Source organism: Actinomyces culturomici (assembly GCF_900499005.1).
Classification (GTDB): domain Bacteria; phylum Actinomycetota; class Actinomycetes; order Actinomycetales; family Actinomycetaceae; genus Pauljensenia; species Pauljensenia culturomici.
Genome location: NZ_LS991318.1, coordinates 1 through 26005, shown reverse-complemented (window position 1 = coordinate 26005; position 26005 = coordinate 1). Strand labels below are relative to the sequence as shown.

General features: G+C 67.1%; 16 protein-coding genes, 1 tRNA gene and 1 pseudogene. 9 read left to right on the top strand and 9 right to left on the bottom strand.

Features of this window, described 5'->3' with window-relative positions:
• Positions 1 to 105 precede the first annotated feature (105 nt).
• Entirely contained in the window at positions 106 to 1128 is a 1023-nt protein-coding gene (locus DY157_RS09945; RefSeq protein WP_115728679.1) for a LacI family DNA-binding transcriptional regulator, read from the top strand.
• 199 nt (positions 1129 to 1327) lie between these two features.
• On the opposite strand, the gene DY157_RS09940 is transcribed toward DY157_RS09945, so the two are convergent.
• Positions 1328 to 3355: a sucrose-specific PTS transporter subunit IIBC gene (locus DY157_RS09940; protein ID WP_115728501.1), complete on the bottom strand. Its 2028-nt coding sequence runs from the start codon at positions 3353 to 3355 to the stop codon at positions 1328 to 1330.
• 281 nt (positions 3356 to 3636) lie between these two features.
• The gene (locus DY157_RS09935; protein WP_115728500.1) at positions 3637 to 5154 is read right to left on the bottom strand and encodes a glycoside hydrolase family 32 protein; all 1518 of its coding nucleotides are present in this window, start codon (positions 5152 to 5154) and stop codon (positions 3637 to 3639) included.
• Between the two features lie 697 nt (positions 5155 to 5851).
• Between DY157_RS09935 and DY157_RS09930 the strand changes: the two genes are divergently transcribed.
• Both DY157_RS09930 and DY157_RS09925 read left to right on the top strand, forming a co-directional pair.
• Positions 5852 to 7153 carry a tyrosine-type recombinase/integrase gene (locus tag DY157_RS09930; RefSeq protein ID WP_115728499.1) on the top strand — a complete coding sequence of 434 codons (1302 nt, stop codon included), beginning with the start codon at positions 5852 to 5854 and terminating at the stop codon, positions 7151 to 7153.
• 358 nt (positions 7154 to 7511) lie between these two features.
• Positions 7512 to 8979, top strand: a pseudogene (locus DY157_RS09925) (IS256 family transposase).
• A gap of 968 nt (positions 8980 to 9947) precedes the next feature.
• On the opposite strand, the gene DY157_RS12040 reads toward DY157_RS09925, so the two are convergent.
• Genes DY157_RS12040 through DY157_RS09915 form a run of 3 tightly spaced genes read right to left on the bottom strand, consistent with a single transcriptional unit; the run spans position 9948 to position 10869 of the window.
• Positions 9948 to 10235, bottom strand: coding sequence for an FDXHR family putative zinc-binding protein (locus DY157_RS12040; protein WP_456236505.1), 288 nt, complete (start codon positions 10233 to 10235; stop codon positions 9948 to 9950).
• Entirely contained in the window at positions 10232 to 10615 is a 384-nt protein-coding gene (locus DY157_RS09920; protein ID WP_115728498.1) for a hypothetical protein, read from the bottom strand. The genes DY157_RS12040 and DY157_RS09920 overlap by 4 nt, the downstream gene beginning before the upstream one ends.
• On the bottom strand, positions 10612 to 10869 hold the full coding sequence (locus DY157_RS09915) for a helix-turn-helix domain-containing protein (protein WP_160159527.1): 258 nt from the start codon (positions 10867 to 10869) through the stop codon (positions 10612 to 10614). Before DY157_RS09915 ends, DY157_RS09920 begins: the two co-directional genes overlap by 4 nt.
• Positions 10870 to 11071: 202 nt before the next feature.
• Between DY157_RS09915 and DY157_RS09910 the strand changes: the two genes are divergently transcribed.
• On the top strand, positions 11072 to 11803 hold the full coding sequence (locus DY157_RS09910) for a hypothetical protein (RefSeq protein ID WP_160159526.1): 732 nt from the start codon (positions 11072 to 11074) through the stop codon (positions 11801 to 11803).
• A gap of 755 nt (positions 11804 to 12558) precedes the next feature.
• On the opposite strand, the gene DY157_RS09905 is transcribed toward DY157_RS09910, so the two are convergent.
• Positions 12559 to 12648: transfer RNA gene (locus DY157_RS09905), tRNA-Ser, on the bottom strand.
• Between the two features lie 138 nt (positions 12649 to 12786).
• Positions 12787 to 13803 (bottom strand): MsnO8 family LLM class oxidoreductase, encoded by a 1017-nt coding sequence (locus DY157_RS09900; protein ID WP_115728495.1) that lies wholly within the window; start codon positions 13801 to 13803, stop codon positions 12787 to 12789.
• A 307-nt stretch (positions 13804 to 14110) separates the two neighbouring features.
• On the opposite strand from DY157_RS09900, the gene DY157_RS09895 reads away from it, so the two are divergent.
• From DY157_RS09895 to DY157_RS09880, 4 genes are all read left to right on the top strand, one after another.
• On the top strand, positions 14111 to 15010 hold the full coding sequence (locus DY157_RS09895; RefSeq protein ID WP_115728494.1) for a DMT family transporter: 900 nt from the start codon (positions 14111 to 14113) through the stop codon (positions 15008 to 15010).
• A gap of 315 nt (positions 15011 to 15325) precedes the next feature.
• Positions 15326 to 16663: an alpha-L-fucosidase gene (locus tag DY157_RS09890; RefSeq protein WP_115728493.1), complete on the top strand. Its 1338-nt coding sequence runs from the start codon at positions 15326 to 15328 to the stop codon at positions 16661 to 16663.
• A gap of 30 nt (positions 16664 to 16693) precedes the next feature.
• Entirely contained in the window at positions 16694 to 18196 is a 1503-nt protein-coding gene (locus DY157_RS09885; protein WP_115728492.1) for a Na+/H+ antiporter NhaC family protein, read from the top strand.
• Positions 18197 to 18428: 232 nt separating this feature from the next.
• Entirely contained in the window at positions 18429 to 19037 is a 609-nt protein-coding gene (locus tag DY157_RS09880) for an NAD(P)-dependent oxidoreductase (protein WP_115728491.1), read from the top strand.
• Between the two features lie 301 nt (positions 19038 to 19338).
• Here the strand turns inward: DY157_RS09880 and DY157_RS09875 are convergent, their stop codons facing one another.
• Positions 19339 to 23925, bottom strand: a complete 4587-nt coding sequence (locus DY157_RS09875) for an acyl-CoA dehydratase activase-related protein (protein ID WP_115728490.1) — start codon at positions 23923 to 23925, stop codon at positions 19339 to 19341.
• A 207-nt stretch (positions 23926 to 24132) separates the two neighbouring features.
• On the opposite strand from DY157_RS09875, the gene DY157_RS09870 reads away from it, so the two are divergent.
• Positions 24133 to 24876, top strand: coding sequence for a TetR/AcrR family transcriptional regulator (locus DY157_RS09870; RefSeq protein ID WP_235827185.1), 744 nt, complete (start codon positions 24133 to 24135; stop codon positions 24874 to 24876).
• A gap of 74 nt (positions 24877 to 24950) precedes the next feature.
• On the opposite strand, the gene DY157_RS09865 is transcribed toward DY157_RS09870, so the two are convergent.
• Positions 24951 to 26005: ISL3 family transposase (locus DY157_RS09865; protein ID WP_115728489.1), on the bottom strand; the 1055-nt coding region annotated here is incomplete at its 5' end.

The window sequence follows — 26005 nt, the reverse complement described above, 5'->3', positions numbered from 1 at the left end:
TCCATTCGCGTGCACGTTCGCCCACTACACTGTCCGGGTACGACGGATATGGCGCACGATGGACCGATCGTCAAGGATGCGCCGCCGACCGACGGAGGACTGCAGGTGAATCGCCGTTCGGAGCCCACCCTCGCCGATGTCGCCCAGGAGGCCGGCGTCTCGCTCACGACCGTCTCGAGGGTCCTCAACGACCGCGGCTACCTCTCGCAGGCGACGAAGGACAAGGTCGCCGAGGCGATCCGCGTCCTCGGCTACCGCCCCAATCAGGTCGCCCGAGCGCTCCACGGGAAGTCGACGCAGACGATCGGCCTCATCGTGCCGACCGTCTCGCTCCCCTTCTTCGGCGAGCTCACCGTCGAGATCGAGAACGCCCTCGCCGACCACGGCTACCGGATCCTCATCTGCAACTCGCTCGGCCGCTCCGACCGCGAACGGGAGTACCTCGACCTCCTCGTCGGCAACCGCGTCGACGGGATCATCGCGGGCGCGCACAACGAGGATCTCGACGAGTACGACTCGATCCGCATGCCGATCGTGACGATCGACCGGGCGCTCTCCCCGCGCATCACGAACATCCGCTGCAACAACGAGGAGGGCGGGCGCATGGCGACCCGGCGCCTCCTCGAGCGCGACGCCCGCCGCCCGGCGCTCCTCACATCGCGCTCGCACCCGCAGAACCTCCGCGAGCGCGGATACCGCCGAGTTCTCGCCGAGGCCGGAATCGAACCGATCGTCCTCGAGGTCCCCTTCCACACGCCGATCGCCGAGCGCCCCGCCCTCGTCGCCGAGCGCCTCGACGGCGCCGCCGACATGATCGACGCCGTGTTCGCGACCGACGACCTCGCCGCCGCCGAGGTTCTCGAGTGGGCGCGCCAGCGCGATATCGAGGTTCCGCGCGACCTGCGCGTCATCGGCTTCGACGGGACGACCGCCCTGCGCCGCGCCCTCCCCGGACTCACGACCATCCGCCAGCCGCTCGACAAGATGGCGCGCGCCGCCGTCGACGTGCTGCTCGAGCGCATCGCCGCCCCCCGCTCGCTGATCGACGAGGACGGGGCCGGCACCGACGACGCGGGGGCGAGGACCATCGAATTCCCCGTGACCCTCCTCGAGGGCTGGACCGCCTGAACCCGCCCGGCCGGCGCGGGGCGCCCGCGCCTCCGAGCCGCCGACGAACTCACGCCCTCCTCCACCGAGAGCATTACCTTCGCGCGCCGAGAGCATCACGTTGCGTCGTCGAGGGGATGCGCGCGACATCGCGAAAACGCGGGGGGAGTGGAGCGCCAGGCGCGCTCCCCTCCCCCCGCGGGTCCGTCCGATCAGAGGATCAGGCGGTGACCTCCTTCGGGGTGGCCTCGAGGATGCGGTCGCCGATGGCGACCTCGCCGGAGGCGACCGGTGCGACGGAGTCGTACTTCTTCTTGTTCGTCACGACGATCGGGGTGATCGTGTCGTAGCCGGCCTCGCGGATGACGTCCCAATCGACCTCGGCGAGGACGTCGCCACGGCGGACGACGTCGCCCTTGGCGACGCGCGGGGTGAAGCCCTTACCGTCGAGCTGGACGGTGTCCATGCCGATGTGGATGAGGATCTGCAGGCCGGACGCGGCCTTGAGGCCGTAGGCGTGGCCGGTGCCGAAGGCGACGGTGACCGTGCCGTCGACGGGGGCGACGACCTTGCCGCCGGCGGGCGAGATCGCGATGCCGGGGCCGAGCATCCCGCGGGCGAAGGACTCGTCCTTCACCTGCTCGAGCGGGACGATCGAACCTGCGAGCGGGGCGGTGACGGTGAAGTCCGTCGCGGCCTCGGCGGGGAGTTCGACGACCGGCGCGGCGGCTGCGGAGGCCTCGGTCGAGGCGGCGGAGTCGACGTCGGCGCCCTCAAGGGCGGCGCCCTCGGCGGCGACGGCGGCGGCCGGGACCATCGGGCCCATGTCGCCCTTGCCGCGGGTGGAGGCGTAGAAGAAGACGCCGGCGAAGGAGAGGACGAAGACGATGACCTCGAGCAGGAGGTACATCGGGATGTCCTGCGGGATGATCGAGACGAAGCCGACGAAGCCGGCGGCGCCGAGCGCCTGGCCGCGGACGTCGAAGAGGGCGACGCCGCACGAGCCGATGGCCGCCGCGATCATGCCGATGAAGAAGGGCCAGCGGAGGCGCAGGTTGACGCCGAAGATCGCGGGCTCGGTGATGCCGAAGACTGCGGACGCGCCGCCGGCGCCGGCGAGGCCCTTGAGCTTGGCGTCGCGGGTCTTCGTGAAGATCGCGAGCGCCGCGGCGCCCTGGGCGATGTTCGCCATGGAGGCGATCGGGAAGATGAAGTCGCCGATGCCGCCGTTGACGGGGAGGAGCGGGATCTCGACGGCCGGGAAGGACTGGTGGAGGCCGGTGACGACGATCGGGGAGTAGACGAGGCCGAAGAGGAGGCCGCCGATCGGGCCGAGGACCGTGTACGCCCAGTTGATGCCGTCGGTGAGGCCCTGCGCGAGGATTCGGGTGACGGGGCCGATCGCGACGAACGCGAGGAAGCCGGTGACGAGGAGGGTGACGAGCGGGGTGACGAGGAAGTCGACCGTGCCGGAGAGGCGCTTGTGGAGCCACTTCTCGATGACGCACATGACCCAGGTGACGGCGAGGGTCGGGATGACCTGCGCCTGGTAGCCGATCTTCGCGACCTGCATGCCGAAGAGGTGCCAGTACTGGACGTCCGCCTGGCCGGCGAGCGCGGCGCCGGTGTTCCACGCGTTGAGGAGGTCGGAGGAGATCATCGCGGCGCCGAGCGCGGCGCCGAGGTAGACGTTTCCGCCGAATCTCTTGGCGGCGGAGAAGCCGACGAGGACCGGGAGGGCGGCGAAGGCCGCCGCGGAGACCATGTTGATGAGGCTCGCGTAGTCGGCGACGGCGGGGAACATCTCGGTCACCGACTTGGGGCCGAAGAGGCCCTGCGCGGTGAGGACGTTGTTGATCGCCATCATGAGGCCGCCGGCGACGAGGGCCGGGAGGATCGGGACGAAGATGTCGGCGATCATCTTGATGAAGCGGGAGAAGACGTTGCCGCCCTGGGCGGCCTCCTCCTTCGCCTCGTCCTTCGAGACCTCGCGGACCGCGTGGTCGTCGACCATGTGGCGGTAGACGACGTCGACATCGCCGGGGCCGACGATGATCTGGTACATGCCGCCGGCCGAGAAGGTGCCCTTGAGGTCCTCGTTCGCGTCGAGCGCGGCCTGGTCGATCTTCTTCGGGTCGGCGATGACGAGTCGGAGTCGGGTCGCGCAGTGGGCGGCGGCGTTGATGTTCTGCGCGCCTCCCACGGCCTTGACGACTTCCGACGCCACCTTGGCGTGATCCATTGCCATCCGCGTTCCTTCCTCTGTGGACCCGGGACTGGACGACGGCGTCACCAGTTCGTCTCGGGCGGTATAGCAATCGATTGACATAGTAGGGGTGCACACGAAGAACGCGCAAGGGTTTCGACAGACGATTTTCAGGCTTTTCGAAGGTTCACGAGGCCGGGGCCGCGCGCCGACTTCGCGGGGCAGAAGAAGCTTTTAGCCCGCGACCTGGGGGTTCAGGAAAAGGCGGCGCCCTCGGCGGGATTCCGCCGAGGGCGCCGCGGCTCTCCCGATTCTCCGTCCGCTCAGCGGACCTCGGGACGATCGTCCTGCTCGAAGCTGGCGGTCTCCAGGCCGAGCAGACGCACCGGCCCCTCCCCCGTCACGCGCAGCCCCGCACCCTCGCCCTCGAGGAAGGAGCGCAGGGTGAAGACGAGCCTGCCGTCGCCGAGGTAGATCTCCGTGAGCGAGCGGTCGTGGACGACCTCGACGAGCTCGGCGACCCCCGGATCGAGGGTGACGACCCGCCGATCGCCGTGGGGATAGCGCGTGCCCGAGCGGTCGACGACGAGGCGGCCCGGCTCGACGCGGATCTTCAGCCCGTCCGAGCCCGGCTCGAGTACGAGCGCGCCGGAGTCCCCGTAGTCCGCGAAGAGCCTCGCCCGCCACGCGCGCGATCCCTCGAGCTCGGGCAGGTCGACCGCCCCGACCTCGTCGATCGGAGGAAGGGCGGCGGGGGCCAGCGGCAAGCCGGGGAGGAAGGGACGGGCGACGAGGCGTCCATCGACGAGGGCGAGGGCGCGCGGGCTCGTGAGCGCGTGGACCCAGCCGCCGGAGTCGATCGAGGGCTGATCGTCCTCGGAGGCGTTGCCCGCCCACCCGATGAGGAGGGACGGCGCACCGGTCGTCAGGTCGCCCCAGCCCTGGTCGCGGCGGGCGTACACCTGGGGGGCGTAGAACTCGAAACCGCGGTCGACCTCGAAGAATTCGCCGGTCGCGCCGCGCAGCTCGGTGCCGACGAGGGAACCGACGACGTAGACGCAGGGGAAGATGTTCTCGAAGCCCTCGCGGTCCGGGTCGATGCCCTGCGGGCAGAAGACGAGCACGTCGCGGACCTCGCCGGTCGCCTCGTCGCGCAGGCGCACGAGGTTCGGGCACTCCCACATGTAGCCGAATGAGTCGAAGGCGCCGGCCGCATCGGGGAAGGTCAATTCGCCCTCGAGGACCCAGTCGCGCCGGTCGACCGAGCGGTAGAGGAGGATCGCGCCGGTGAGGTTCTCGCGCTGAACGCCGACCATCATCCGATACGAGCCGGCCGGGTCGTCCGGATCCTTCCACACCTGCGGGTCGCGGAAGTGGGCGGTGTAGCCCGCCGGATGCGTCGCGATGATCGGGGTGCGGGTCTTCGTGAACGCGCGGAGGTCGGGCGTCTCGACGAGGCACTGGGTGGCCTCGCGCTCCCCGGTCTCCGGATCCTTGTAGTTCCCCGTGTACCAGAGCTCGACGCCGCCGTCGACGCCGATCGCGGTGCCCGAGTAGGCGCCGTTCGCGTCCTGGTGGCAGTCCGGGAGGATCGCGGGCTCGAGGTAGTCCCAGTGGACGAGATCGCGCGAGACGGCGTGGCCCCAGTAGACGAACTTCTTCGGATGCTCGGGCGTGTACTGGAAGAAGGCGTGGTAGTCCTCACCGTCGACGATGAGGCCGTTCGGATCATTGAGGCGCCCGACCGGCGGGGCGATGTGGAAGGTCGGCCGGTCCGCGTCGTCGTGGGCCCGTGAATTCCGCTCCGCCTCGAGGGCGAGCGCCAGGAAGTCCTCGGTCATGCCTCGAGCCTAGCAAGCCTGTCACTCGATTGACAGGTCCTTGGTGCCCCAAAAGCGGAGACGAAGGTGGAACGGAAGATCCCCTCGATGGAGGAAGGCGGCGCGGCTCTTCACAGTTTGAGGTGCAGTCGGTTGCCGATGCCCCGCATGACCCGCATCGCCGTCTCGGCGCGCTTGGCGGGCGGGGAAGGACGTCGAGTGTGCGATCCAGGTCGCCCCGCGCTCGGGATCGATGGCATGCGTGACTTGGATCGCCGTCTCGGCATGCTCTGGTGGGCGGGAGGCGCGTCGAGTGTGCGATCCAGGTAGCCCCGCGCTCGGGATCGATGGCATGCGTGACTTGGATCGCCGTCTCGGCATGCTCTGGTGGGCGGGAGGCGCGTCGAGTGTGCGATCCAGGTAGCCCGGCGCCCAGCGCGCACCCGCGTCCCCCACGCGGGCAAAAAGTTCGCCCCGCGACTCCGACTTTTCGTTGGAATCACGGGGCAAACCGTGGCGGTAGCGCTGGGATTTGAAACGTTAGGCCCACCCTTCCACCACATCGATAGAAGATCGCTTTGACATGGTGTTTTACCAGGTCAAGCAACTCCTTACCGCGTGTTGTGCTTGACATTGCGCAACGCATGTATACCATTGTGTACCAAGGAAGGGCACCCACGAATGGTGCAGGAATGGTGCAAGGAGGAGAAAGAACACCATGACAAAGCAGGTCGCAACCACCGAGAACGGCGAGCGCAAGGAGTACAAGCGCCAGAGGAAGTTCGGGTCAGTCCGTCAGTACCGGGGGCACGGGCTCTATTACGCGAGCTATCAGCACCCGTACAAGCTCAGGGACGAACACGGCAACATCATCCGTTGCACGCCCCGCACCGGCGGATTCCACACCATCGAAGCGGCCGACGATTGGCTTAGGAAGGAATCGGCGCGCATTGAGATGGGGGTTTGGAAGAGCAAGGAAGAGGAAGACGCCGAAGCCGAAGAGGTAGAAAGGCAGCGCACCCGCGACACCTACACCTTCGGCGAGTACGGCAAGACGTGGTTTGCGAACCGGAGCCTTGCAGCATCCACCCGCAACAGCTATCAGTTCACCTACAACAAATGGATTGAACCGAAGTGGGGGAAGGTTCCCATCACGAACATCACCACCAAGGACATTCGGACATGGCTCGCGACCGACGGCGAAGTTCCCGAAGTCGCCCGCACCCGCAGGAACATGTTCAACCTGTTCGCAACAATCATGCGGACCGCGTATCAGGATGAGGTCATCGAGACGTTGCCGATCCGCCCGAAGATGCTCGGGTCAATGAAGGGCGCAAGGTCCGGCAAGTCACAGCGCCACGCGCCTAGGGCCCTGGAACCGTGGGAGGTCGCGGCGCTCGCGGGTGAGATGCCCGGCGACATGTGGCCCTTGGTGGTTCGCTTCGCAGCGGGCACGGGCCTTCGTCTCGGCGAACTGCGGGGACTGAAGCGCGGCGCTATCAACTTGAAGACTAGGAAGGTGATGATCAACGGCGCAGTGACCGGGGAAGGGAAGTACGCCACGGAGACAACGCCGAAGACGGAAGCCGGTAACCGCACCCTCACTATCCCGTCCGACCTCTTCGACGAACTCACCGCCTACCTTGCGAAGACAACGCGCGGTAAGGATGCCTACGTCTTCCCCGCTCCGAGCAACCCGAACAAGCCGTTCCCGCCTAGCACCTTCCGGGGCAACATCGGGAACGCCGTGAAGAGGGCGCAGATTGAAGGCCTCTCCCCTCACGACTTCCGGCACACCTTCGCCTCACTCGCGGCAACCGTATCCGGCGTTTCAGCGCAGGACGTTTCTACGGCAATGGGCCATGAGAACAGCAGCATTACGCGCCGCTACATCCACGCGAACGACGAACGGCGGCGCCTCATCACCGACCATGTGGCCGAAGCCCTTGCGAAGACGGAACGCCCGAAGGAGGAGGAAGGCGAAGTGATCACCCTTCGTCCGACGGGAACCGAACAGTAGCCGACAACGGCGACACGCTTAGGCGCGCTCGCACCCAACCCCCGAACAGGCAACAGGCCCTTGGGGTGAAGGTGCGGGCGCGTCTTCGCATCCACCCGAACAGGAAGCCGACAAACTGAACACAAACTAATCAGTTCTTTAATCCCTATGTGCTTACTGCTTGTTGCTTACCCCTCGTTGCTTAGTGCTTGTTGCTTGTTGCTTAGTGCTTAGTGCTTAGTGCTTAGTGCTCGTTGCTTACTGCTCGTTGCTTAGTGCTTAGTGCTTACTGCTCGTTGCTTGTTGCTTTAGGGACAGGTTAAAGCTTTCGAGCCTGTTCAATGGTTTGTGTAAGCCCTCCTTTGGAAGGACTGTTGCATTGAGTGTTGATTCTGGTTTGTCGGGCCGTGTGGTCGCGAGTGAGTTGGTGTCGTCGGGGGCTTTGGACGAGGTGTTCGCCAAGGTTGATTCGGGCGAGATCGAGCTGACGGGTTCTGATGGCCTGCTTCCCGCATTGTTGAAAGAAGCTCTTGAGCGGGGGTTGCGCGCCGAGCTGACCGACCACTTGGGCTACGAGAAGGGCGAGCCTGCGCCGGTAGCGCGCGGCAACGCCCGAAACGGCACCTCGACCAAGGTGATCGACTCGCAGGTCGGCAGCTTCGAGATCGAGGTCCCCCGCGACCGTGCCGGCACGTTCACGCCTCGCCTGGTGCGTAAGGGCCAGCGGCGCATGGACGGCCTGGACGGCATGATTATCAGCTTGTACGCCGGTGGGATGACGGTGCGCGAGATCCGCCACCACTTGGAGTCCACGCTGGGGGTGGAGCTGTCGGCCGGGACGATCAGCACGATTACCGACGCCGTGTGCGATGCCGTCCTGGAGTGGCAGCAGCGCCCCCTGGACGAGTTCTATCCGATCATCTACCTGGATGCGATCCGCGTGAAGATCCGCGACCAGGGGAGGGTGTCGAACCGGGCGGCCCACTTGGCGGTCGGGGTCGACATGGACGGCGTCAAGCACGTGCTGGGGATCTGGATCCAGTCCGAAGAGGGAGCTTCCTTCTGGGCGCACGTGTGCGCCGAGCTCGCCAACCGGGGAGTCAGGGACGTCCTGTTCGTGTGCTGCGACGGGCTGGCAGGCCTTCCTGAGGCGGTGGAGGCGACCTGGCCCGACTCGATGGTCCAGACCTGCGTCGTCCACCTGATCCGCTCCTCGATGAGGTTCGTCGCCTACCAGGATCGCAAGGAAGGTCGCCGCCGCCCTCAAACCCGTCTACACCGCGGTCAACGAGGACGCCGCCTTGGACGCCCTCGCCGAGTTCGCCGCCGGATGGGCGGACAAGTACCCTGACGCCCTGAGCACCTGGCAGCGCGCCTGGGAACGGTTCACGCCCTTCCTCGCCTTCCCGCCCATGCTCCGGCGCGTCTTGTACACGACCAACGCCATCGAATCCTTGAACTACCAGCTGCGCAAAGTCACCAAGAACCGGGGCCACTTCCCCTCCGACGCGGCGGCCGTGAAGCTGCTGTGGCTGGCGATCTGCAACATCGAAGACCGCAGAGCCGCCGAACGCGCCACAACCCCCACCAGCAAACCCTCCCGGCGCGCGACCAACCGGCCCGTCGAAGGCCGCCTCACCACCCACTGGAAACAAGCCCTCGCCCAACTCGCCGCCGCCTACCCCGACNAAGACCGCAGAGCCGCCGAACGCGCCACAACCCCCACCAGCAAACCCTCCCGGCGCGCGACCAACCGGCTCGTCGAAGGCCGCCTCACCACCAACTGGAAACAAGCCCTCGCCCAACTCGCCGCCGCCTACCCCGACCGCATCACCCCCTACCTCTAACCCCCACTTACACAAAACAATTGACAAGCTCAAGCTTTCTTCTTCGTCCCTCATTCCTCCTTCGTCTCCTCCTCGCATCCAAGGCGAGCCGACAAACTGAACACCCTAGGGCGCTCGCGGCCACACACGCCCCAACCACACCCGCACCCCCACCCGCTAACACCGCCGTTAAGGGTGTTCAGATCGAACTAGGACGCGATTTCACGCCGCCTAAGTATCCTTGCCTACCCCCGCCCGTTTCATCGCGTCCTAGAACTAGTAAACAAGTTCGACACCAATCCCCCAAATGGAAGAGGCGACGCCACCCCCAACACGGGAGCAACGCCGCCACAACCACGCGCCGCCTACACGACACACACCAACCGAATACCCTCACCCCTCACCCGAACAACATGACACAACCGAAAGCAGACTATTCACCGCCTTCCGAGAAAGCCCCCCACCCGGATTGACACCAAGGTATTCCGCGAGCGCGACAGGAACAGAAAGCCGCCACACGTTCACGCCCGTCCCATGCTTCTCAACGAACGTAATCCACCCGAAGGATTCGAGAACAAAGAGGGCGTTAATCACCAAACCACGGGACATGCCAGACCGTGCCCCAAGGGTTTCAATAGCCGGGCGAATATCCGCGCCCGTAGCCGTGTTCGCATAGTCCGCGAGCAAGTAGCCAACAAGCATCGCGTTACGAACACGCGCCCCCGTATACGCAACACGCCTAGTTGACTCCGACTCCTTGCCCCACACGGGCGGAAGCCCCTCAGGACAGGACAGGCGCGGGCACATGGCGCGCTCGCGGCACTCCTCACCCGCGCGGGCAACCGTCTTATGCCACCCGTTAGCGCACTCGCTGAACACGTTCCGCCACGTCTGCACGTCGCAACACACGGTCGCCCCCGTGGACGCGAGGAACGGCGTGGGGCTAGTGGACGCTTCACCCCCTCCCACCTTCTTCACCCGTTCCATGGTCACGCCCTCACCGTCCACACCATGCGCTCAGCACGGCGAGCCCGCGCCGCTTCGTAATCGTCGGGAGTCCTCACCCTTCCCCAACGCCACACGCCCCGCCCGTCCAAGTGGAAGCGGCTCCCATTCCGCGACGGCTCAACGCGCGCCGGTTCACAGCACGCAAGCCCACGCCTATGCCGGTCGAACGCTGCGAGCCCGTGGAACGTTTGGTGACAGGCCGAGCAGTGGCACGGGGCTTCACCGCCGGGCACGCGCGCACGGCACGTCGGGCACGCCCAAGCGTTCACGCCTTCAACCCCCAGTCTTCCGCCTTCACCATCACACGGGAGCCGAGGCGGGCAATCTCATCCGGGAGCCCGGCCGCGAGCGCAACGGCGGCCTTCACCGTGGGAGCGATGAACCGGACCCGGTACGGTTCGGACGGGTTAGCGTTCGGCTGCGACGCGCAAGCATCCGCGTAGCTGTAGAACAGGTTCGCGACGCTCTCCCCCACGGGTTCAATCGCGCCGAAGCGCCTACGGGTGCGGACGCCTTCCGCGTTCAACGTGTCGGCGTCCAACGTGACCCGATCATCTGCGAGCCGGGCGGCGTTGGAAGCGATGTGCGCGGCGAGGATGTTCGCCGCTTCCGGGTCAATGGTGGACATGCTGAGCGCGTACATGATCACGCCACCTTCGTGCTGAACGACTTGACACCCTTCAGGCGCAGCGCGTCCGAGGGGGTGAGCAGGGCGAGGACGGACGCGAGTTCAATGCGGATCATGCGGCGACCCTTCACGTAGTAGGCATCCAAGTCGCCGGTAGCGATCATGTTCCGCACCGTGTTGGGGCAGCATCCGAGGATGCGTGAAGCGGTGCCCACTCCGACGAACTGGGGCAGCGGCGCAGCGTCTTCGGCGCTCGCGGCGTTCTTCTTGGTCATGGTGTGTTCCCTGTCCTTCCGTTGTCTTCGGGGCCGTTGTCTTCTTGGTGTTTGGTGGCCCCGCGTGCAACACGATAGCCACATTGCGCGACCTATTGCAACCCGTTGCAATGCATAGCGTGTTATGTTGTCCGTCACAGCAAAGGGCGGTTTGTGCCCATATCGCCTACAGTTGAGACGCAAGTTCACAGGAGGGACTCGAATGCCAAAGACGAAGATTCAAGACATGGAAGAGGCCCGGCACCTCCTCATTGACCAAGGGTTGACGTTGGATGAAATGGTCACCTACTACCGGGACCACTACGGGATCGAAACGTCTAAGTCGATGTGGTCGCGAACGTACAAGCGCCTTACCGGCACGACACGACAGCTCGACCCCTACAGCATTTCTACGAAGTACTGCCCCTGGGAAGTGAAGGCGAACTATGGGGGTGCGCAGTACCTCGCCGCCCTTGAAGTGTTGGACCGGATCGACAAGTCCCGAGACGTTGAGGGAGTCCCAAGGATTCCCCTTGACGACGAACTGCGAAGCGCGATCAACAACGTATTGGAGACAATCCGCGTCGATCTCATGATCAGCAACACGGTGATTACCTATGACGCCGGTGCCAACACCTTCACCGCCGTTCCGCGACGCGAAGGCATCGACACGGATTGGATCAGAAACCCGTTCCTTGACGACAACGGACGCCCGACGGACGCGCTCACCCTCGGCGTTACGGTCCGACCCGAGGCAATGCTCGAATACATCGAAGAGAGTGGCGGCGCTGAAGAGCACTTGCTCATGGCCTTGGAACCACCAACAGGCGATTGGAAGCTCAGCAAGGCGTGGCGGGAACGCGAATACAAAGAGGGGCGACTCCCGTCCGACTACTACGAACGACGCAAGCGCGCCGAAGGAAGAGGACTACCCAAGCCAGAACAGGAAGCCTAGGCAATCAGCGAACAGTAAGCACTCCTAGCCCCTCCAACACGCGGCCCCGGTATCTGTCACCCGCTACAGCGCCGGGGCTTCGCCATGCCCTGGGGCGCTCGCGGGCGTAGCAGGTTGCGGACTTCCCCCAGGTGTGCCGGATATTTTCGAGGTACCCACACCCCTAACGCCGAAACAATCCGGCGCCATAATGGGCACCCCCACCCCCCAGGCATAGGACCTTCATCCCGGGTTGTCGGGCTTGGTGAAGTGCCAAACGTTTCCCGTGCTATCAACGGCCGGGCGGGGCGAATACGCGGCCGGGGGGTCACTAGCCCACCGTCCCCCACTCACACCCCCGGGAAGCGTGTGTGCTAGGAGCTAGGAGCAACGTTCACACGGTGAGGGCGCTCGGGTACTAGGGCCGCTTCTTCGGCGCGTCCCACTCCGATAGGAACACCTTCCACCGTCGCCACCAACACCATGCGCAGAAACAATCCCAGGACGCGACAGAACTACGGGCCTAGGCAAGGACACGCGGGCACACCTGTTCGCCCGCGTTTGCACTGTAGCTACATCAGATTCGGGCACGTCTACGCCTACGGTCGCCGCCGGGTGTGGCCGCGAGCGCCGGACGCTAGTCTGAGCCCTATCCGGGCGGCGTCCCCACAGCGCCGAACGGGAGAGCCGAAAAGTGGGAATAGTGCAGGAATAGTGCAGCACCAAAAAGTTCGCCCCGCGACTCCTACTTTTCGTTGGAATCACGGGGCAAACCGTGGCGGTAGCGCTGGGATTTGAACCCAGGGTGGCTGTGACACCACACAGCATTTCGAGTGCTGCACCTTCGGCCGCTCGGACACGCTACCAGTGCGCACGAGTATAGCCCGATGCGCGGCGCCCCCGCCAAATCAGAGGCGAGCACTGCGATGCGTTCCACACGGGAGTCCTGGTCGCCCCCCGGGAGGGTGCGGCGCCCCGCCCTCGTCGATCGGGCACGGAGATCGTCAGTCGGCGAGCCGGGCGGCGAGCTGCCGGTACTGCTCGAGCTTGACGGCGACATCGGGGATGTAGCTGATGAGCATCGCCTCGTCGACGCGGTGGGCGGCGGCGAAGGCGCGGATGCGGTCTGCGACCTCGTCGTAGGCGCCGGTGATGATCGCGGTGTCGCGCTCGAGCCAACGGCGGGCCTCATCGCGATCCTCGGCGCTCATCTCGGCGGCCGGCGCGAACGAGGCCGGGCGGCCGGTGCGCAGGCGCAGACGGAACGACGCGGCGGGCAGCGCCTGCTCGATCGCCTCCTCCCGGGTCTCGGCGGCCGAGACGCAGAGCGCCGACAGGGTGAGGCCGGACTCGGCGGGAACGGGGGCGCCCGATCCGACGGGGAGCGGCTCGGAGGGAAGGTGGGCGCGGTAGTGGTCCATGATCTCGGGCTGCTGACGGCCGGTGAAGAACTGCGCGTACGCGTAATTGAGGCCCCGGACGCCGGCCCACGCGGCCGACTGCCCGGACGAGCCGAGGAGCCAGATCTGCGGAGACCCGGCGGGCTCCGGCTGGGCGCGCAACCCCGAGTAGGGATGATCCGCGGGAACCGTGTGACGCATGATCGCGACCGTCTCATCGATGAGGGCGTCGATCGCGCTCGGATCGATGACGCGCCCCTGATTGAGCGCGTGCGAGGCGACCATGTCGCCACCGGGGGCGCGGCCCAGGCCCATGTCGACGCGGCCGGGGTGGAGCGTCTCGAGGGTGTGGAAGACCTCAGCGACCTGCAGCGAGCCGCGATGCATGATCATCACGCCGCCCGAGCCGATGCGGATCCGCTCGGTGTGCGCGAGGACGTGCGCCATGAGCAGCTGCGGGACGGAGGAGAGGAACGCCGGCGTCGAGTGGTGCTCGGCGAACCACAGCCGCTCGAACCCGAGGTCCTCGAGGCCGCGCGCGAGCACCACCTGATCCTCGAGAGTCTCCTTCGCGGTGCGCCCCGCGAAGTGCGGGACCTGTTCGAGGGCGCTCAGTCGCATGGCCCATCCTTTCGTCGTCTTCGGCGATTCGTCGCCGACTGGCGCCCATTGTGCGCGCGCCCGTCGACTTCGTCGCGGGGAGGGAGCGGAACGAGCAGGGAGATGGGTGCTGCTCGGAGGTCGAGCCGGGTCGCGGGCTCGAACCGGGATGCGGGCACATTCTGGGCGCCGGGCCCCGCCCGAGCACAATGGCCGGGTGACGATCGAGAGCCGCTCCCCAGACGCCGGGCGTCCGTCCGGCTCCAGCGGCGGGTCGGGCTCCGGGTCGAATAGCCCCACCGTCGATGCGGCGGGTTCACCTTCGACCATGGCCATCGCCGCGATCGTCGTCACCTCGATCCTCTGGGGCACGACCGGCACCGCCGCCTCCTTCGCGCCCGACGTCCCCTCCTTCGCGATCGCCGCCGCCTCCCTGGGAATCGGGGGGATCCTCCAGGCCTTCATCGCGCTCCCGCAGCTGCGCGCCTCCCGCGCGCGCATCGCCCTCAAGCCGGGGATCCTCGCGATCGGCATCGCCTCGGTCTTCGTCTACCCGCTCGCCTTCTACACCTCGATGCGCGAGGCGGGCGTCGCCATCGGCACGGTCCTCTCACTCGCGACCGCCCCGCTCTTCGCGGGCGTCATCGAGTCGGTCACGGAGCGCCGCGCTCCGACCCGCCGCTGGGTCGTCGCCGCGCTGCTCGGCGCGCTCGGGTCCGCGCTCCTCGCCTTCGAACGAGGGACGGGCGGCGCGCGAGCCGCAGCGGCATCGGGAGGCGAGGGCGCCGCGGGAGGCTCCCTCGGGCTCGGCATCCTCCTCGCCCTCCTCGCCGGACTCACCTACGCCGCCTACACGTGGAGCGCTCGACGCCTCATGGAGGCCCGAGTCCCACGGGCCGCAGCGATGGGCGCCGTCTTCGGCGGAGGCGGTCTCCTCCTCATGCCGGTGCTCCTCGCGTTCGGCGGGCCGCTCCTCGCCTCCCCTCGGAACTTCGCGGTCGGCGCCTACATGGCGCTCGTCCCCATGCTGCTCGGCTACATCCTCTTCGGGTACGGCCTCACGCGCCTGCGCACCTCGACCGTCACGCTGCTCACGCTCATCGAACCGGCGGTGGCCGCGCTCCTCGCGGTCCTCGTCGTCGGCGAGCGCCTGAGCCCTCTCGGATGGGCGGGGCTCGCCGTCATCGCGGCGTCGCTCCTCATCCTCGTCGCCCCGTCGCGGCGCTGATCCCGGCCGCCGTCGGGCCGCGCCGCTCGTCTCCCGGCATCCATTCAGCCCGCCGGCGGCAACCCCGTTCGCGAACCCTCGAGCCGCGCCCCGCGACGAGGGCGAGTGGAAACCCATTTCCTCACGATGCCGAGCAACACCCAATGGCTCGGAAGTCCAGCGAAACCGACGACTTCCATGCAGGGCCGGTGCAGGGCATGGAAGAGCCATACTGTCAACCGTCTCTAAAGAAGATTCCAAATCTCGATCGACGGAGATCTCTGCCACATTTTGTTCGATACTGAAACCAAATGACGGACGAAAGGGAGGATCCGGATGACGACGCCGTCCTGGGAGGAACTCGATTCGCGCCCCTGCCCGCCGTGGTTCCAGAAGGCGAAGTTCGGAATCTTCGTCCACTGGGGAGTTTTCTCCGTTCCGGCGTGGCGGAGCCTCTCGAACGAGCAGTTCGGATCGTACGCCGAGTGGTACTACGCCTCCGTTTACGGCCCCTACCGGAACGCCGACGGCGACTTCCACAAGCGCCACTACGGCGACGCCACCTACCGCGACTTCGCGCCCTCCTTCACCGCCGAGCTGTTCGATCCGGACCGCTGGGCGGACCTCTTCGCCCGGGCCGGCGCGCGCTACGTCGTGCTGACGACCAAGCATCACGACGGATTCTGCCTGTGGCCGACGTCGAACCCCCACAAGAAGGGATGGAACGCGGGAGAGGTCGGGCCGCACCGCGACCTGGTCGGCGATCTCGCGAAGTCCGTGCGCGCACGCGGCCTGCGAATGGGCCTGTACTACTCGATGATCGAATGGGAGACGCATCGATCCCATCGCTGCGACGGCGGCTACTTCATTCCCGAACTCGACGCGGCCCGCTTCGGAATCGACCCCGCGGCCTACCCGACCGAAATCCTCGAGGAGCAGTGGAAAGACCTCAACACCCGCTACGCACCCTCGGTCATCTACACCGACGGCGGCGAATGGGACTGCTCCGAGGAGTACTCGCGGACGCGTGATCTTCTCGGATGGCTCTACTCCGAGGCCCCGAACCGCGACGAGGTCGTCGTCAACGATCGCATGCACGTCGGCATGCCCGGCGCCCACGGCGACTACTACTCGACCGAGTACCAGGATGTCGAGGGCTTCGGCACCGCGCATCCGTGGGAGGAATCGCGTGGCATCGGCGGATCGTACGGATTCAATCGCGCCGAGAACATTGAGGACTACGCGACCGCGCCCGAGCTCATCGCCCTTCTCGTCCGCACGGTCGCCGGCGGCGGCAACTTCCTCCTCAACGTCGGCCCGACCGCCGACGGGCGCATCGACGTCCTCCAGCAGGAGCGGCTGCTCCAGATCGGCGCGTGGATGGACGACTACGGCGACGCCGTCTACGACACCGTCCCGGCCACGGGCTGGACAGCCTCCGAGGGCGTCCACCTCACGCTCGGCGACCGGTGCGCGTACGCATTCGTCGATCCGACCTGTACCTCCCCGCGAGTCTCGCTCCCCGAGGGCATCGCGGTCGACGGAGCAGTCGAGCTCGCCACGGGCGCCCCCGCCCTCGTCGATCGCGACGACGACGGGCGGGCGATCCGCCTCTCGCCCCCGGCGAAACGCCATGACGACTGCCCCGCCGTCGTTCGCCTCTCCCTCTCCTGAAGTCCCGCCCCTCAATCGAAAAGAGTCCCGATGAGCACTCCGTCCACCGCGGCGGGCGCGAGCACCACAACCGGTCCCGGCCCGCGCCGCCCTCTCAAGTTCTGGCACGCACTCCTCCCGATCCTCCTCCTCGTCGTCCTCATCCTCTGGGGCATGGTGATCGGCCCCCTCGCCTTCAAGCTCAAATCGTGGCCCCTCGAGTTCACCTTCGGGCTCGGAGCGCTGTGCGCGTGGTGCCTGCTCTTCTACCTCGGCTTCTCCTTCGAGCAGATCACCGAGAAGATGGGCAAGCGGACCCTCACGGCGCTGACGGCGATCTGGATGCTGATGTCGATCGGGCTCCTCATCGGAGCCTGGACCGCTTCGGGGACGATCCCGATGCTCGTCTACTGGGGCATGAAGATCGTCAATCCCGCGTGGATCTACCTCGTCGCCTTCCTCATCACCTCGGTCTTCTCCCTCGCGACCGGCACATCCTGGGGATCCGCGGGAACGATCGGCGTCGTCCTCATCGCGGTCGGCACCGCGACCGGAGCCCATATGGGCCTGCTCGCCGCGGCGATCATCGGCGGCGCCTACTTCGGCGACAAGATGTCCCCGCTCTCCGATACGACGATGATGGCGGCGATGGGCGCCCAGATCCCCGTTTACGACCACGTCCGATCGATGCTCAACACGACAGGGCCCTCCTACATCATCGCGGCGACCCTTTACACCATCGCCGGCTTCATCGTCCCCGCTTCGACGACGACCGACATTTCAGCATTCACGGAACCGACCGCCAACGCTTTGTCGAGCGAATTCCACTTCGACCTCTTCGTCCTCATCCCGATCCTCGTCATCATCATCGGCGCGATCTGGCGCAAGCCTCCTCTTCCGACCCTCTTCTTCTCGATCGCCTCGGCGGCGCTCGTCGCCCTCATCGACCAGGGGATCTCCTTCACGAACCTCGTGTCGACGCTGATGAACGGCTTCACCCCGGAGATGCTCGCCGATGGCGGCGCGGCTCTCAACGAGCAGGCGACCGCCGTCGTCAGCCGCGGCGGTCTCTACTCGATGGCCTCCGCCGTGTGCATCACGCTCATGGTCTTCATGTTCATCGGCGCCATGGACGTCATCAACGCGATGGAGACCGTGATGAACAAGGTCTTCACCCACATCAAGACGCGCCGGGGAACGATCCTCGCCTCGCTCGTCTCTTCCGCTTTCATCAACGGATTCTCGTCGAACCAGTACGCGACGGCGTTCATCGTCGGCACGGCATTCGGTCCGAAGTACGACGAGAAGGAGATCCCGCGGAAGGTCCTCTCCCGGTCGATCGAGGACTACGGCACCTTCATCGAACCGATGCTCCCGTGGACGACGACCGGCGTCTACATGGTCGCGACCCTCGGGGTCGCCTACGCCGATTACATCCCGTTCATGTTCCTGCAGATCACGAACTTCATCGTCGCGCCTCTGCTCGCCATCACCGGCATCGGCTGCTTCTACAAGGAGGCGGAGCGCAAGAAGGCCGCCGCGGCAGCGGCCTGACGCTCCCTCCGTCGGCCCGGCTCCACATCGTGGAGCCGGGCCCCTTCTCGTCCTCGTCGCCCCGTCGCGGCGCTGATCCCCGGCCGCCGTCGGGCCGCGCTCCCCTTCCGATTCACGAGGCCGACCCCGATTCCCCTGAGGGCGAACCGGGAAACGCCCTCCTAGGGAGGACGTCGAGGGGCCGCGGTCGTAGTGTGGACCCATCACCTACTTCACTATTCAAGGAGTTCTCATGAGGATCACCGTCATCGGAGGCACCGGCCAGACCGGCTCCGCCGTCGTCGCCGAAGCCGCCCGCCGCGGCCACGTCGTCACCTCCGTCACCCGCTCCGGCACGCCCGCCGAGGGCGCCGCGACCAACCTCTCCGCCGATGTCACGAACGCCGAGGAGATCGCACGCCTCATCGACGACTCCGACGCGACGATCCTCGCGATCGGCGGCCTCGGCGAGACGGCGACGCAGATCTACCGCGACCTCGTCGCCGCGAAGCCGACCGGCTACTTCATCATCGTCGGCGGCGCGGGCTCGCTCCGCGACGAGAACGGCGACCGCCTCGTCGACTCCCCGCCCTTCCCCGACGCGTGGAAGCCGGAGGCCCTCGCCTACGCGGACGTCCTCGAGGATCTGCGCGCGACCGACGAGTCGATCCGCTGGGGCTTCATCTTCCCCGCCCCGTTCTACCCGGTGCCCGAATCGACCGGCGCCTACGTCGAGTCTCTCGACACCCCGGCGGGCCAGACCCTGTCGGCCGCCGACATCGCCCTCGCCCTCGTCGACGAGGCCGAGAAGGGCGCGCACGTCCGCGAGCGCTTCACCGTCGCCTCCGCCCCGCAGGAGTGACGAGGCCGACCAAGCCTTGAATCGACGTGGGCGGCGCACCGGGAACCCGGTGCGCCGCCCACACCGTTCGAAAGGTCATGGCCGCAAGGACTGCGTGCCGCACACAGTACCGAGTCGTCGAGTGCTCCGAGTGCTTGCTTCACCGCCCTTTTCGGCGCCGGAGGAACGAGAAGGCGCCGTGAAGCAAGCAGTGGGAGCAGCCCCTCCCAGGACCCCGCCGAGAGCATCACCTTGGTCCACCGAGGGGATGCGGCGCACGACCTCACGGGAGGGGCGGGGGCGGGGGCGCGGGGGACGAGGATCAGCGGAAGGCCGCTCCTCGGCGGGCCGGCAGGCCCGGCATCCCGAGGCCGACGATCCGGTGCCCGGTCTCCTCGCCGCCGCCGCACCCGCACGCGGCGAGCTCGCCGGTCCCGCAGCCGCAGGCGTCGCCCCCGAGCGAGTCCTCGGCGTCGAAGTCGATGCCGCGGAGCTCGAGAGTCTCGCCCTCGTCGCCGGTCTCATTGCGGCGCTCGATCGCGGTCGAGAGCATGAGCTTGATGCGGTTGAGCTGGTTGACCTCGGAGGCGCCCGGATCGTAGTCGACGGCGACGATGTTCGCCTCGGGGTAGCGGGTGCGCAGCGCCCGGAACATGCCCTTGCCGACGATGTGATTCGGCAGGCACGCGAAGGGCTGGGCGCAGATGATGTTCGGGCACCCGTGCTCGATCATGTCGACCATCTCGGCGGTGAGGTACCAGCCCTCGCCCGCCTGGTTGCCGGGCCGCGCGATGTCCTGCGAACGCGACATCATCTCCTCGATGTCGCGGTGGACCTCGAACTTCCCGTTCGTCGTCTCGAAGGCCCTGCGGACGGGGGCCTCGTACTTCTTCATCGCCCAGAGGGCCGCGGGCTTGAGGTAGCGAACCTTCCCGTCGATGCCGAGGTTCTCCTTGTTCCACGCGGCGGTCGCCATCGAGTTGTGGAAGAACTGCATGAGGCCGGGGAGCTCCGCCTCGCAGCCCTCCGCCTCGATGACGTCGACGGCATGGTTGTTGGCGTCCGGGTGGAACTTCACGAGGATCTCGCCGACGAGGCCGACCCTCGGCTTGCGGGCGACATCCTTGAGGGGCAGGGCGTCGAACTCCTTCACGCAGGCGGCGATGAGTCCGGAGTAGGAGAGGCGCTTCCCGTAGGTCGCGGACCGCCCGGACTCGAGCCACTCGCGGCAGATCGCGTCCCAGCGCCCGTAGAGCTCCATCGCCGAACCGGGGACGGCCTCGTAGGGGCGGACGCGCAGGAGCATCGACTGGATGGCGTCGCCGAGGACGATCGCCTGGATCGTCTTGTGGAGCATCGGGAGGGTCATCTCGAAGCCGGGGTTGTCCTCGAGGCCCTGGACCGACACGGCGATGACGGGCACCTGCGCGAATCCGGCGTCGCGCAGGCCCTTGCGCAGGAGCGACGCGTAGTTCGTCGCGCGGCACATGCCGCCCGTCTGGGTGATCGCGACCGCCGTCTTGTCGGGGTTCGCGCGTCCGGAGACGAACTCGTCGATGAGCTGCCCGATGACGACGATCGCCGGGTAGCAGGAGTCGTTGTTGACGAACTTCAGGCCCGTCTCCATCGTGTCGCGGCTCGTGTGCTCGAGAAGGCGCACGTTGAAGCCCGCCTTCTTCAGCACCGGCATGACGAGCCGGAACTGGATCGGCGCCATCTGCGGGGCGAGGATCTCGTAGCCCTGTTCGCGCATCTCCTTCGTGAAGACGGCGCGCGGGTGGATGTGCCCGGCGGCGACTCCGGCCCGCTCCTCGGCGGCCGCGGCCTCCGAGGGGTCGACGAGCGTCGTGTCGACGGTCTGCGAGGACGTGGCGCGCTCGGCGACCGCGGCGTCGAGGGAGCGCAGGCGGATCTTCGCGGCGCCGAGGTTCGAGACCTCGTCGATCTTGAGGACCGTGTGGACGTCGCCGCGGCCCTCGAGGATCTCCTGGACCTGGTCGGCGGTGATCGCGTCGACGCCGCAGCCGAAGGAGTTGAGCTGGACGAGTTCGAGGTCGGGCTCGTCGCCGACGCGGGCGGCCGCCTCGTAGAGGCGCGAGTGGTAGGACCACTGGTCGCGGACGCGCAGCGGGCGCTCGAGGCGCTCGTCGACGACGGAGTCCTCCGTGAGGACGCCCATGCCGAGGCCGACGATCACCTCGGGGATGCCGTGGTTGATCTCCGGGTCGAGGTGGTAGGGGCGGCCGGCGAGGACGATGCCGCGGACCCCGTGCTCGCGCATCCACGCGATCGACTCGGCGCCCTTCTCCTTGATCTCCCGCTTCACCGCCGCGTCCTCGTCCCACGCGGCGTCGAGCGCGGCCGTCATCTCCTCGAGGGGGATGTCATAGCCGAACTCCCCGAAGGTCTTGACGAGGTGCGCGGGCAGGTACTCGCGGTTCCCGAAGTTGATGAAGGGGCTGATGAACTTCACCTCGGGGTCGTTCAGGCGCTCCATGTTGTTGCGGACGACCTCGGGGTAGGTGGCGACGACCGGGCAGTTGAAGTGGTTGTCCGAGCCCTTCGCCTCCTGCTCGTAGTTGACGCAGGGGTAGAAGATCGTCGTGATCCCCTTGTCGAGAAGGGATTCGATGTGCCCGTGGACGAGCTTCGCCGGGTAGCAGACGTTCTCCGAGGGGATCGACTCCATGCCGGTCTCGAAGAGGTCGTGGTTCGAGCGGCCCGACACCATGACGCGGAATCCGAGCTGCGTGAGCATCGTGAACCAGAACGGGTAGTTCTCGTACATGCCGAGGACGCGGGGGACGCCGATGTCGCCGCGGAAGGCCTTCGCCTCGGTGAGGCGGCGGTAGCCGAAGATCCGCTTGTATTTCCAGTCGTACATGTTCGGAAGGTCGGACTTCTTCGGGACCTTCTCGAGGGAGGCGCCGCGCTCGCAGCGGTTGCCGGAGACGTGGCGCTCGCCGTTGGAGAAGGTGGAGATCGTCATCTGGCAGTGGTTCTGGCAGAGGCGGCAGGTCTTGCGGGTCGTCTCGACGCTGAAGGCGTCGAGATCCTCGACGTGCGCGAGGGTCGACTCCCCCACGCCCGTGTCGTGCATGCGCGCGGTGAGGGCAGCGCCGTACGCGCCCATGAGCCCGGCGATGTCGGGGCGGACGACCTCGCGGCCGGTGAGGAGCTCGAAGGCGCGAAGGACCGAGTCGTTGAGGAAGGTGCCGCCCTGGACGACGACGCGCTCGCCGAGGTCCGAGGGGTCCTTGAGCTTGATGACCTTGTAGAGGGCATTGCGGACGACCGAGTAGGACAGGCCCGCGGAGATGTCCTCGACCGCGGCGCCCTCCTTCTGCGCCTGCTTGACCGAGGAGTTCATGAAGACCGTGCAGCGCGTGCCGAGGTCGACGGGCGAGGTCGACGCCATCGCCGCCTTCGCGAAGGAGCGGACGTCGGTGCCCATCGTCTCGGCGAAGGTCTGGAGGAAGGAGCCGCAGCCCGACGAGCACGCCTCGTTGACGCTGATCGAGTCGACGGCACGGTCGCGGATCCGCAGGTACTTCATGTCCTGGCCGCCGATGTCGATGACGGAGGTGACGCCGGGCGAGATGTGCTCGGCGGCGCGGAAGTGCGCCATCGTCTCGATCTCGCCCTCGTCCATCGTGAGGGCGGCGGTGACGAGGCCTTCGCCGTAGCCGGTCGCGCAGGAGCGGCCGATGACGGCGCCCTCGGGCAGTTCGGCGCGCACGCGGCGCACGATCTCGACGGCGGCGGCGACGGGGTCGCCCTCGTTCGACGCGTAGTGGGTGAAGACGATGCGGTCGTCCTCGTCGATGAGGACCGCCTTGATCGTCGTCGACCCGGCGTCGACGCCGAGCCAGCAGCGGCCTCGGGCCTGGGAGATGTCGGCCTTCTCGATGACTTCGGCGCCGTGGCGGGCGACGAAGGCGGCGCGCTCGTCCTCGTTCGCGAAGAGGGGGCGCATGCGGGGCGATTCGGCGGTGATCTCGGCGGTGGCGAGGGAGTCGACGAGGTCGGCGACGGAGCGCGCCTCGTCATGGGTCTCGGGGTCGGCGCCCTCGGCGACGTGGGCGACGAGGGCGCGGCGGTGATCCCGCTCGGCGAGGAGGGCCGCGCCGATGGCGACGTAGAGCTGCGCGTTCTCGGGCGTGACGAAGGCGTCGGCCTTGGGGAGGAGGGCCCGGTAGGCGCTGCGGAGTTCGGGGAGGAAGTGGAGCGGCCCGCCGAGGAACATCACGGTCCCGCGGATCGGGCGTCCGCAGGCGAGGCCCGCGATCGTCTGGGTCGCGACGGCCGTGAAGATCGAGGCCGCGAGGTCCTCGTGCGCCGCGCCCTGGTTGATGAGCGGCTGGATGTCGGACTTCGCGAAGACGCCGCAGCGCGAGGCGATCGGGTAGAGCTGCGTGTGCTTCGCGGCGAGGTCGTTGAGGCCGGAGGCGTCGGTGTGGAGGAGGGTCGCCATCTGGTCGATGAAGGCGCCGGTGCCGCCCGCGCAGGTGCCGTTCATGCGCTGCTCGGGGGTCGGATGGAGGTAGGTGAGCTTCGCGTCCTCGCCGCCGAGCTCGATGACGACGTCGACCTCGGGGTGGAGGCGGCGGGTCGACTCGGTGCCGGCGATGACCTCCTGGACGAAGGGGATGCCCATCGCGCGGGCGGTCGCGAGGCCGCCCGATCCGGTGATCGCGGCTCGAACCTCGAGGCCGGGGTACTCGGCGTCGATGTCGGCGAGGAGGCGCCCGAGCTCGGCGCGGACGTCGGCGTTGTGGCGCCGGTAGTCGGCGAAGAGGATCGCGCCTCCGTCGAGGACCACCGCCTTCACCGTCGTCGAGCCGACGTCGATCCCGAGATAGCAGGGATGGTCGGGCGTGCGCGCGGCCGCGGTGCGGATCTGCTCCATGGCGTCTCCTCGTGTCATTTCCTCGATTCGGAAATTAGGCCCGAAACACCCGAATTTCAAAGGTGAGGAAATTAGAATGGGCACAGTGCCGCGGACCGGTCGAGCCGCGCGGAATTCCGCGGGATTCCCGGTCCCGATCGACGAGGACGCACGGGCGCCCTCCCGGCGCCCGTGGAAATCACGGCGCCCATTTAGAGGGATGAGGACATGACGAAATTCACCGACGAGACTCCCGAGGGCGGCGACGACGTCGCCGCCCGGGCCGACCGGCGCACCGCCCCGACCTCGTCGATGAGGAAGGCGGCCGCGGACGAACCCCAGCGGAAGGGCGGGCGCGGGCACCGCGGCCCCTCAGCGGCGCGCGGCGAGATCCGCGAGCGCATCAAGACCGAGGCGCGCGAGGAATTCATCGAGAAGGGGTACGACGGCGCGACCGTGCGGGCGATCGCGCGGCGGGCGGGGTGCGATTCGGGGCTCGTCTCCTACTACTTCGAGTCGAAGCAGAAGCTCTTCCGCGCATGCATGGACCTCCCCCTCGATCCGGCCGCCGAAGCGATCCGGCTCCTCGCCGCGGGGCCCGAGGGGGCGGCGCGCCGACTCGTCGAATACGGGGTCTCCGTCTACGAGGAGTCCCTCACCGCCGACACGCTGTTCGCGCTCATGCGCGCGCTCATGACGGACGCGGCGACCTCGCGGCGGTTCCGCACGTACATTCGGACCGATGTGCTCGACCGGGTCGGCGAGTACATCGGCGCCGGCGAGGAGTTCGGCGAGCAGATCGCCCTCACGCTCGGGACGATGTACGGGATCATCTCGATGCGCTACATCGTCAAGCTCGAGCCCATCGCCTCGATGCCGCGGGAGCGGTTCATCGACCTTCTCGAGCCGATCCTCCAGGAGCGGATCGACCGCTTCACCGACCGGATGGCCTGGTCCGAGCGCGCCGATTGACGGCACGCGCGCCGGCGCACATCCCCTCGACGAGGAAAGGTGATGCTTTCGACGAAGAAAGGTAATGCGGCTCTTCACAATCGGGGGTGTAGGTGGGGTGTGAAGCCTCCTGTTTCGAGGAGGCTGCGGGTGGTGTAGTGGGTGAGGTTGCGGAAGCCGAGGGCGGTTCCTCTGAGGTGTTCGAGGCGTCCGTTGATGGCTTCGGTGGGGCCGTTGGATGTGTGGGGGATGGTGAAGTAGGCGAGGATGTCGGCTTTGCGTTGCTTTAGGGTTTTGCGTAAGGGGAGAGCTTCTTTGGGGAGCGGGTGGGCGGTGTTGAGGTCGGTGATGAGGCGGCTCATGCGCTGGTGGCCTTGGGTGGGGGTTCGGGCCCGGTAGGAGGACAGGATCTCCTGGTAGGTGACCCACATGTCGTAGACGTCGTGGTAGCGGGGGTCTGTGAAGAGTTGGTCGAGCCGGTCGGTTTGTCGGCGGGTGAGGATGTCGATGCCGGTGAGGAGGGTTTTGCGGGCCCGGTAGAGGGGGTCGGTTTTGCGGCCTCGGTGGTGGTGGACGGCGTGTTGGACGCGTCTGCGGCACGTGTCGAGGGCGTCGGCGGCTTGTTTGACGACGTGGAAGGGGTCCATGACGGGTGTCGCGTCGGGTAGCTCGCTTGCGGCGGCGCTGCGGAACCCGGAGAACCCGTCCATTGCGACGACGTCGACGCGGGTTTTCCACTGGTGGGGCCGTGAGGCCAGCCAGGTTTCGAACACGTCTTTGGTGCGGCCTGGGACCATGTCGAGGAGGCGGGCTGGGCCGGTGCGGTCGCGGACGGGGGTCAGGTCGATGATGACGGTGACGTACTTGTCGCCTATGGGGGTGTGGCGCCACACGTGTTCGTCCACTCCGATCGCCGTGACGCCCTCGAAGCGGGCGGGGTCGTCGATCAGGAGCCGCCTGCCCTCGGCCAGGACGGCGTCGTTGGCGGTGTTCCACGAGACTTTGAGGGCGGCGGCGACGCGGGGAGCCTGTTCAATGGTTTGTGTAAGCCCTCCTTTGGAAGGACTGTTGCATTGAGTGTTGATTCTGGTTTGTCGGGCCGTGTGGTCGCGAGTGAGTTGGTGTCGTCGGGGGCTTTGGACGAGGTGTT

Coding starts and splice junctions, on each gene's coding strand:
- DY157_RS09880 (WP_115728491.1), top strand. CDS start 18,429: ATGAGGATCACCGTCATCGGAGGCACCGGCCAGACCGGCTCCGCCGTC.
- DY157_RS09930 (WP_115728499.1), top strand. CDS start 5,852: ATGACAAAGCAGGTCGCAACCACCGAGAACGGCGAGCGCAAGGAGTAC.
- DY157_RS09875 (WP_115728490.1), bottom strand. CDS start 23,925: ATGGAGCAGATCCGCACCGCGGCCGCGCGCACGCCCGACCATCCCTGC.
- DY157_RS09870 (WP_235827185.1), top strand. CDS start 24,133: ATGACGAAATTCACCGACGAGACTCCCGAGGGCGGCGACGACGTCGCC.
- DY157_RS09900 (WP_115728495.1), bottom strand. CDS start 13,803: ATGCGACTGAGCGCCCTCGAACAGGTCCCGCACTTCGCGGGGCGCACC.
- DY157_RS09935 (WP_115728500.1), bottom strand. CDS start 5,154: ATGACCGAGGACTTCCTGGCGCTCGCCCTCGAGGCGGAGCGGAATTCA.
- DY157_RS09890 (WP_115728493.1), top strand. CDS start 15,326: ATGACGACGCCGTCCTGGGAGGAACTCGATTCGCGCCCCTGCCCGCCG.
- DY157_RS09940 (WP_115728501.1), bottom strand. CDS start 3,355: ATGGCAATGGATCACGCCAAGGTGGCGTCGGAAGTCGTCAAGGCCGTG.
- DY157_RS09885 (WP_115728492.1), top strand. CDS start 16,694: ATGAGCACTCCGTCCACCGCGGCGGGCGCGAGCACCACAACCGGTCCC.
- DY157_RS09915 (WP_160159527.1), bottom strand. CDS start 10,869: ATGACCAAGAAGAACGCCGCGAGCGCCGAAGACGCTGCGCCGCTGCCC.
- DY157_RS09895 (WP_115728494.1), top strand. CDS start 14,111: ATGGCCATCGCCGCGATCGTCGTCACCTCGATCCTCTGGGGCACGACC.
- DY157_RS09910 (WP_160159526.1), top strand. CDS start 11,072: ATGCCAAAGACGAAGATTCAAGACATGGAAGAGGCCCGGCACCTCCTC.